The 9368-nt window shown below is 68.5% G+C and carries 6 protein-coding genes; 4 read left to right on the forward strand and 2 right to left on the reverse strand.

The window, feature by feature from the left end:
* Positions 1–121: 121 nt before the first annotated feature.
* Complete coding sequence (gene rsmD / locus ACAM49_RS35815) at positions 122–679, reverse strand: 16S rRNA (guanine(966)-N(2))-methyltransferase RsmD (protein WP_369639976.1); 558 nt, start codon at positions 677–679, stop codon at positions 122–124.
* Positions 676–4080, reverse strand: a complete 3405-nt coding sequence (locus tag ACAM49_RS35820; RefSeq protein ID WP_369639977.1) for a pyruvate carboxylase — start codon at positions 4078–4080, stop codon at positions 676–678. Before ACAM49_RS35820 ends, rsmD begins: the two co-directional genes overlap by 4 nt.
* A 324-nt stretch (positions 4081–4404) precedes the next feature.
* Between ACAM49_RS35820 and ACAM49_RS35825 the strand changes: the two genes are divergently transcribed.
* From ACAM49_RS35825 to ACAM49_RS35840, 4 genes are all read left to right on the forward strand, one after another.
* Complete coding sequence (locus ACAM49_RS35825; RefSeq protein ID WP_369639978.1) at positions 4405–5604, forward strand: hypothetical protein; 1200 nt, start codon at positions 4405–4407, stop codon at positions 5602–5604.
* Between the two features lie 4 nt (positions 5605–5608).
* Entirely contained in the window at positions 5609–6865 is a 1257-nt protein-coding gene (locus tag ACAM49_RS35830) for a hypothetical protein (protein ID WP_369639979.1), read from the forward strand.
* Positions 6866–6870: 5 nt separating this feature from the next.
* Positions 6871–8061 (forward strand): hypothetical protein, encoded by a 1191-nt coding sequence (locus tag ACAM49_RS35835; RefSeq protein ID WP_369639980.1) that lies wholly within the window; start codon positions 6871–6873, stop codon positions 8059–8061.
* Positions 8062–8132: 71 nt separating this feature from the next.
* On the forward strand, positions 8133–9368 hold a 1236-nt coding region (locus ACAM49_RS35840; RefSeq protein ID WP_369639981.1), incomplete at its 3' end, for a serine/threonine-protein kinase.

Raw genomic sequence — 9368 nt, forward strand, 5'->3', positions numbered from 1 at the left:
GAACCCCCGGCTCGCCCCGGTCACCACAGCCGTCCGAATTGATTCCGACATCACACACTCCCTACTCCGGTCCGTTCCTGTCGGTATTGAGACCAGCGGGAGTTGCGAAATCCGTCGGCTGTCAGCCTTCGAACTCGGCGAGGTCGATTCGGGTTTCGCCGTAGTCGCGGGATTTCAGGTGGGTGTAGCCCTTGGGCCAGGTGATTTCGGGGGAACGGGTGGAGCGTTCGACGACGATGAGGGCGTCGTCGTGGAGCCAGCCATTGTCGGCGAGGACGCGGAGGTCGGATTCGACGTCGGAGACCTCGAGGGCGTATGGCGGGTCGGAGAAGACGAGGTCGTAGCGTTCCGGGGGCGTGCCGGAGAGGACGCTGGTGACGGAGTTCTGGCGCAGCTCCGCGCCGGGGAGGCCGAGGTCGCCGATATTGCCTCGGATGATGGTGGCGGCCTTACGGTCGGCTTCGATCATCAGGGCGTGGGATGCGCCGCGGGACAAGGCTTCCAGGGCGAGCGCGCCGGAGCCCGCGTAGAGATCGAGGACGTGGAGGCCGTCGAAATCCATGCGGGCGTGCAGCAGGCTGAACAACGCCTCGCGGACTCGGTCGGAGGTGGGACGGGTGCCCGCCGGGGGGACGCGTAGGCGTCGGCCCCCGGCGGTTCCGGCCACGATGCGGGTCATTCGGCGGCGGTCTCGTTGAGGTTGACGTCGACCAGGAGGTCGCCGCCTTCGACCTGCTGCACCTTGGCGATGGCCACGCGGCGGACGGTGCCCGCGCGCGGTGCGGTGATGGCGGCCTCCATCTTCATGGCCTCGATGGTGCCGATGGTGTCGCCGACCGCGACCGAATCGCCTTCGGAGACGGCCAGGGTCACCACACCGGCGAACGGCGCGGCGATGTGGCCCGCGTTCGTCTTGTCGGCCTTCTCCGCGGCGGGCACCTCGCTGGCGATCGACCGGTCGCGCACCGTGATCGGCCGCAGCTGCCCGTTGAGGATGCACATGACCGTGCGCATGCCGCGCTCGTCGGGCTCGGAGATGGCCTCCAGGCCGATGAGCAGCGTGACGCCCTTGTCCAGCTGGACGTGGTGTTCCTCGTCATGACGCAGGCCGTAGAAGAACTGGTTGGCCGACAGTCCGGTGGTGTCGCCGTACTTCTCGCGGTGGGCGAGGAATTCGGCGGCGGGTCCGGGGAACAGCAGGCGGTTCAGCGTCGCCCGGCGCTCGGCCGAGGTGCCGTTGAGTCCGGCCTCGTCGGCGGCGGTCAGCTGGGTCTCCGGCTTGGCCGGGCCACGGCCCGCCAGCGCCCGGGTGCGGAACGGCTCGGGCCAGCCGCCCGCCGGGGTGCCGAGTTCGCCACGCAGGAAACCGATCACGGAATCCGGGATGTCGTAGCGGCCCGGGTCGGCGGCGAAGTCCTCGACATCGACGCCGGAACCGACCAGCGCCAGCGCCAGATCGCCGACCACCTTGGAGGACGGGGTGACCTTGACCAGCCGGCCCAGCATCCGGTCCGCCGCGGCGTATTTGGACTCGACCTCCTCGAACTGGTCGCCCAGTCCGAGCGCGATGGCCTGCTGCCGCAGGTTCGACAGCTGACCGCCCGGAATCTCGTGGTGGTAGACGCGACCGGTCGGGCCCGGCAGCCCGGACTCGAAGGGCGCGTACACCTTTCGCAGCGCCTCCCAGTACGGCTCCAGGTCGCACACGTTCTGCAGGTCCAGCCCGGTGTCGTAGGGCGAATTAGCCGCCGCCGCGACGATGGCCGACAGCGCGGGCTGAGAGGTGGTGCCCGCCATGGGCGCCGACGCGCCGTCGACCGCGTCCGCCCCGGCCTGCCAGGCGGCCAGGTAGGTGGCCAGCTGGCCGCCCGGGGTGTCGTGGGTGTGCACGTGCACGGGCAGGTCGAATTCCCGGCGCAGCGCGCTGACCAGCGTGTGCGCGGCGGGTGCGCGCAGCAGTCCGGCCATGTCCTTGATGCCGATGACGTGCGCCCCCGCGTCGACGATCTCCTCGGCGAGCTTGAGGTAGTAGTCGAGGGTGTAGAGGTTCTCGTTCGGGTTGGACAGGTCGCCGGTGTAGCTCATGGCGACTTCGGCCAGGGCCGTGCCGGTTTCGCGCACCGCGTCGATGGCCGGGCGCATCTGGTCGACATTGTTGAGCGCGTCGAAGATGCGGAAGATGTCGATGCCGGTCGCGGTGGCCTCGGAAACGAAAGCGCGCGTGACCTTCTCGGGGTACGGCGTGTAGCCGACGGTGTTGCGGCCGCGCAGCAGCATCTGCAGGTTGATGTTCGGGATGGCCTCGCGCAGAGCCGCGAGCCGCTCCCACGGGTCCTCGAACAGGAACCGCAGCGCGACGTCATAGGTTGCGCCGCCCCAGCATTCGATGGACAGCAGCTCCGGCGTCATCCGCGCCACGTGCCCGGCGACGTCGAGCAGGCCGTTGGTGCGCACCCGGGTGGCCAACAGCGACTGGTGCGCGTCACGGAAGGTGGTGTCGGTGACGGCCACGCCCTCGCGATCGCGCAGCCACTGCGCGAACCCCTCCGGCCCGAGTTCCAGCAGCTTCTGCCGGGTGCCGGGCGGCGGGGGCTGGGTCATGTCCAGCGCGGGCAGCTTGTCGTGCGGGTACACCTTGGTCGGCCGCGAACCGTGCGGCTTGTTCACGGTGATGTCGGCGAGGTAGTTGAGGATCTTGGTGCCGCGGTCGGCCGAGCTCTTGAGGGTGAGCAGCTGCGGCCGCTCGTCGATGAACGAGGTGGTCACCTTGCCCGCGCGGAAGTCCGGATCGTCCAGCACCGCCATCAGGAACGGGATGTTGGTCGTCACGCCGCGGATGCGGAATTCGGCGACCGCGCGCCGGGCCCGCGCCACCGCGGTCTCGAAATCGCGTCCCCGGCAGGTCAGTTTGACCAGCATGGAGTCGAAGTAGGCGCCGACCTCCGCGCCGACGTTCGCGCCGCCGTCGAGGCGCACGCCCGCGCCGCCGGGCGAGCGGTAGCCGGTGATGCGGCCGGTGTCGGGCCGGAAGCCATTGGCCGGATCCTCGGTGGTGATGCGGCACTGCAGCGCCGCGCCGCGAATCCGCACGGCGTCCTGGCTCAGCCCCAGATCCGAGAGCGTCTCCCCCGCCGCGATGCGCAGCTGCGACTGCACCAGGTCCACATCGGTGATCTCCTCGGTCACCGTGTGCTCCACCTGGATTCGCGGATTCATCTCGATGAACACGTGATTGCCGCGCTCGTCGAGCAGGAATTCCACGGTGCCCGCGCAGGAGTAGCCGATCTCCTTGGCGAAGGCCACGGCGTCGGCGCAGATGCGTTCGCGCAGTGCGGGATCCAGATTCGGCGCGGGCGCGAGCTCGATCACCTTCTGATGCCGGCGCTGCAGCGAGCAGTCGCGCTCGAACAGGTGCATGACATTGCCGTGCTGGTCGGCCAGGATCTGCACCTCGATATGGCGCGGATTGACCACCGCCTGCTCGAGGAAGACGGTGGCGTCGCCGAAGGCGGATTCGGCCTCGCGCGCGGCGGCCTCGATGGACTCGCGCAGCTGGGCCGGATCGGCGACGCGGCGCATACCGCGCCCGCCGCCACCGGCGACGGCCTTCACGAAGAGCGGGAACTCCATCTCCTCGGCGGCGGCCATGAGCGCGTCCACATCCGAGGACGGTTCGCTCGAACGCAGCACCGGCAGCCCGGCGGCCTTGGCGGCGGCGATGGCGCGCGCCTTGTTACCGGTCAGCTCCAGCACGCTGGCGGCCGGGCCGATGAAGGTGATGCCCTCGGCCGCGCAGGCGGCGGCCAGGTCCGGGTTCTCCGACAGGAAGCCGTAACCGGGGTAGACGGCGTCCGCGCCCGCGGTCTTGGCGGCCTTGATGATCTCCTCGATCGACAGGTACGCCCGCACGGGGTGGCCGGGCTCGCCGATCTGGTAGGCCTCGTCGGCCTTGAGCCGGTGCACGGAGTTGCGGTCCTCGTACGGAAAAACCGCCACTGTTCCGATGCCGAGTTCGTAGGCCGCGCGGAAGGCGCGAATGGCGATCTCGCCGCGGTTGGCGACCAGGACTTTGGAGAACATGCGTAGAAGGTACCTGCCCGCGGATACGGTTCGGGCATCGAAGTCCCGTTCGGTGCAATCTTCACAGTCCGGGCGCGGCGCTTGCGAATTTGTGTTAATCACCGCGATACATGCCTGCCGGTGAGGGTCGCGGCGCTCCGACCACCGAATTCGCCGACTTGTTAACGACCGGTAGCCCCGCGGCGCGGTGGACCGCTCCCGCATACCGAGACGCCGCCGCGTCCGGATCGCCGCGGGATCGTGTCCGACGCCACAGCGCCGTTCGGCAAAGGCGCGCGAGAAGTGTTGGGCGACGGTAAAATTCGGGCCGGGAGGAGGGGCTTGGTGAGAGCAATCGCGTCGCGCGCGCCGGGATGGGTGTTCGCCGCGCTCGTGCTCGCCACCGTGACGGCCTGCACCACCGATGTCGCGGGCACGCCGGTGCGGCAGCAGACCGATCCCGCGAGCCTCGAGGTCGGCAACTATCAGACCACCCCGCGCGTGGTGGGAAACGCCAAGACCGACAAGCAATCCCGCATCCGCGAATCGCAGCGGCTCTCGGATTACGTGGCGCTGCCGTTCGAGTCGGACCGGGACTACACCTACGAATGCTCCAATGATGTACGCCCGCACCTGGTCACCAATCACAAGGGCCTGGCCGACATCCTCATCAACGACACCTTCGACGATGTCGCCCACGATCTGCGCGGCGGCTGGGTCAACACCTGGTGCTCGGGCTCCCCGGACGACGAGAAGCATCGCAAGCTCAGCATCGCCGTACTGGAGCTGCCCGACGCGGGGCGCGCGGCGGCGGTCGGGCCGACGCTCGAGCAGGACGACTTCACCTACAACATCGACAATCGTCCGGTCACGCTGCCGAAATACCCGGACAGCAAGGCGCATTGGCGGCCACACGTGGCCTCGCTGGGCTCCTGGACCGTGCACGACCGCTACGTCGTCTTCATCAAGATCGTCGACGAATTGGCCGCCGCACCGGATCTGCCCGATATGACCGGGCGCACCGAGCGCATGCTCGACGTGGCGCTGCCGCTGCTGGACAAGTTCACGCCGACGCCCGCGGACAAGTTCGAGCACATGCCGCTGGATCCGGACGGCATCCTCGGGCGCACCCTGCCCTCCAATCCGCAAATGCCCATGCGCCCGGATCCCGACGGGGCCTACACCGGCCGCGGCGCGCTCCAGAGCCTGGATGCCAGCGACCTCGACTTCCTGACCATCGGCGATATCGACCAGGTCGGCTACGGCGACGCCCTGGTGTTCCACAGCCGGACCGGGAAGGCCGCGGCCGCGCTGTGGGACAAATGGGATCCGGGGCGCAATCCGGAGGACGATCACCAGACGATCGCGCCGCCGCCGGGCTTTCCCGGCGATGTCGGCTGCTTCGCGATCGTGAAGAACGGCTACACCGCGTTCCACCAGTGCACCTTTCACGTGGACCGGTACAACGTGCAGGTCGCGGCATCCAACGTGGTGGTGCTGTATCAGATGACCTCGGCCGAGTACGTGCTGGTGACGAGCAGGTGATCGGATGAGACGAATTCGCGAATTCCGCAGGTGGCGTGCCGGTTTGCTGGTGATCGTCGTTTTGGCCTCGGTGGTGGCGTTCGCCGTGGCACTGGGCCCGTCCACGATTCCGGGGCACGCGATGCCCGGGATGACCGCGCCGGATTGGCCGAAACTGGTTGTGGGACCGTATCCTTCGGCGCCCGTCGACTACGACCCGAACTACGGCCTGCCCGAGGATGTGTATCGGATCGAGTCGCGGCGGATGTTCACCTATCTGGCGAGTCCGGAGGAAATCGATTCCGACGTCACGTTTCTGGGTGGGGCCCGCACCCTGGACACCTCCGAGAGCAATTTCGCCGATCCCGACGATCCGCTCGGCACCGACGCGCCCTTCCCCAAGAGCTGGCTGCCGATCGTCCAGCAGCAGCGGCTGATCGCGGGCGCCTACATCTGGCGCAACAACAACAGCGTGCGCGCCCGCAAGCACATCACCCTGGCCCTCATGCGATTTCCGAGCGAGCAGGCCGCCAGGGCCGCCGCCGACGGATTCGCCGATGCGCTGGCCGCGCCGGGGCTGCACTCGATTCCGATCGACGGGCTCGACGCGCGCGCCTCGTCGGTCGGGGATGCGCGCGGGCAGATCTTCGCGGTGCACGGGGTGTACGCGATCATCGGGCACGCGGTCATCCCGCAGGCGGATCCGGCGGCGCTCGGGCAGCGGCTGAAGGCCGTGCTGCAGGCTCAGCTCGCCAAGCTCGCCGACCTGAAACCGACTCCGCTGGAGGATATTCCGGATCTCGCCGCCGATCCCGCCGGCCTGCTGCGGATGACACTGCCCAACAAATACGACCAGGCCGACCGCGACGATTTCGGTTCCTCGCAGGGCGGGATCTACAGTCCCGCCGGTGCGCTGCACTACGAACGCGATGCGGTCGCCGCGCGCACGGCGTACACGGCGGCCGGGGTCGATCTCGTCGCCCGCAATGGCGCGATCGTCTACCGGACGAGAGATCTGGCCGCGGCCTTCGGGCTGCAGGCGGCGCTGACCAAGCCCGGACGCGACGACGACGTGCTGCCGAATCCGCCGGGGCTGCCCGACGCCTCCTGCCTGAAATTGGATGAGCCCGAACCGATTCGACAGGTCAGCTACCTGTGCGCGGTGGTGTACGGCCGCTATGTCGCGGTGATCGGCGCGGTGGCGCAGTTCAGCGGCGGGGAACCGGCGTCGTTCGCGCAGCGGGTGGCGTCGCAGTATTCGATGCTGGCCAGGAGCGGGTGACGATCATGGGTATCGTGCGATCAGGCTCCGGCCGAATCCTGTTGCTGGCCTTTGCGACCACGCTGGCGGCGGCCTGCGGCGGGAGCGACTCCCCGCCCGCGGCACCTGCGACCAAGGTTCCGACCGTCGATGTCTCGCAGCTGGATCCGGGCAACTATCCGGTGGTGCCGCGGAACATCACCAGTAAGAAGCCGGATATCACCGTGGGTGATCTGGTGCGGGAATCGATCCGGATGGCCGAGCACATACCGCTGGTCTACGAGATCGACGACCGGCTGGTGATCGGCGGTGGCGGACACGGCATCACCGCCGATTACCCGCCGATGGGCATCGACGGTTTCAATGACGGCGCGCCGGGGCTGATCGCCGGCTGGGAGACCAGCGGGCGGCATCGCCAGGATGTGTCGCTGGGCCTCGAGGTGGAGATCTCGGTCCTGCGGTTCACCAAACCCGCCGAGGCCGCCGCGGCGGCGGATTTCCTGGTGGGCCGGGACGATCCGGAGTATCCGAACAAGGGACCGCTGACGGTGCCGGGCTATCCTGGCGCGAAATCGGTGCTCACCAACCTGGAATCGGTGCGCACCCTGTACGCGCAGGACGATTTCCTGTTCTGGATCTGGGCCGAGGATCAGCTGACCGTGCCCGAGGGTCCGGCGTCCCTGCTCGAGGCGACCCGCAAGACCCTGGACCGCACCATCGAATCCATGAAGAGCTTCCAGCCCACCCCGATCTCCGGGCTCGCGGGCCTGGCCGCCGACCCCGAGGACCTGCTCAGCCGCACCCTGCCGCCGGGCCGGGGCGATTCGCGCGGCACCGAGGGACTGTATTCACCGCACGCCGCCCTCACCCTCGACGATCGCCCGGCGACCTCGAAACGCGCCTTCGACGACGCCGGAGTCGATCTGGTGGCGCACGGGCTCAGCGGCATCTACCGGACCCGCGACGCCGCGGGCGCGCAACGCCTCACCGCGGCCTTCGTCGACGAGCTGACCGACCGCTACCACCCCGTCGACCCGCCGCCCGGCCTGGCCACCGCCCACTGTCTGCAGGCCAGGAACGACAATGTCGCGGGCGCGAAATACGTCTGCTACCTACCGTATTCGCACTACATGGCCGAGGTCTGGGCCGAGCAGTCCCAGGACCTGCGCCAACGGCTGTCGGCGCAGTACGAACTGCTGGCCTACGGTCACATCTGAGGGCGGGCCGGGTCCGGGGAACATTGCTACATTCGAGACGTCGGGTACCCGGCAGCATGAGGAGGACGTGAATGCCGTTGCAGCCCGGCACGGTGGTGGGGGGCTACCGGATTATTCGGGTGCTCGGCAGTGGCGGGATGGGCACCGTGTATCTGGTGCAGGATCCGATATTTCCGCGTCGGCTCGATGCGTTGAAGGTGCTCAGCGCGGATCTCTCGCACGACGACCATTACCGCACCCGGTTCGAGCGCGAGGCGAATCTCGCTGCCGAGCTCGATCATCCGAATATCGTCACCGTCTACGCGCGCGGCGAGGAGGACGGGCGGCTGTGGATCGCCATGCAGTACGTGCCCGGCACCGACGCCTCGATCGAATTGAAGCGGCATCCGGAGGGGATGACGCCGTGGCGGGCGCTGCGGATCATCACCGAGGTCGGCAAGGCGCTCGATCACGCGCATCGGCGCGGGCTGCTGCACCGGGATGTGAAGCCCGCCAATTTCCTGCTCTCGCGCGGTGAGGACGATGTCTCGCTACCCGAGGGTGAGGAGCGGGTGCTGCTCACCGATTTCGGCGTGGCCAAATCGATTTCCGACGGCCGGGAGCTCACCGCCACCGACAGCCTGATGGCCACGCTGGCCTACGCGCCGCCCGAGCGGCTGGTGGCCGGGCCACTGGATCATCGCGGCGATATCTACAGTCTCGGTTGCGCTTTCGTGAAGCTGCTGACCGGGCGCACGCCGTTCCCCGTGGACTCGCTGGCCCAGGCGACATTGGGTCACCTCCAGGACCCGCCGCCCGCGCTCGGCGCGCTACGCCCCGGCCTGCCCCCGGCCCTCGACGCCGTGATCGCGAAGGTACTGGCGAAGGATCCGGCCCACCGCTACGACACCTGCCGCGACTTCACCCGCGATGCCGAGATCGCGATGCGCGGCCAAATGCCTTTCATCCCACCGATTGTCGAGGACGAGCCGCCCACCGAACGGATCGAACCCCGCCCGCCGAACCGGCCCAAGCGGGTGCGCCTGGCCCTGATCGCCGCGGCGATCGTTGCCCTGCTCGGCCTTTCGGGCACCGTCGCCTACATCGCCGTCAATCACGATTCGACCGGCGGCCCCGTGGTCACCGGCACCGTCCCCACCGATTCCCTGGCCCAGGTCCGCTCCGCCCACCCGACCTTCCAGAACAAGACCATCGCCGTCTACAACTTCGGCGACAACTCCCTGTCCTCCGACCTGAGCAACAGCAGTCAGGCGAAGTTCCTGCAGGACATCGGCTTCCGCTACAGCACCGACTCCGATTTCCGCCCC

This window comes from Nocardia sp. JMUB6875 (assembly GCF_041154655.1).
Taxonomy (GTDB): domain Bacteria; phylum Actinomycetota; class Actinomycetes; order Mycobacteriales; family Mycobacteriaceae; genus Nocardia.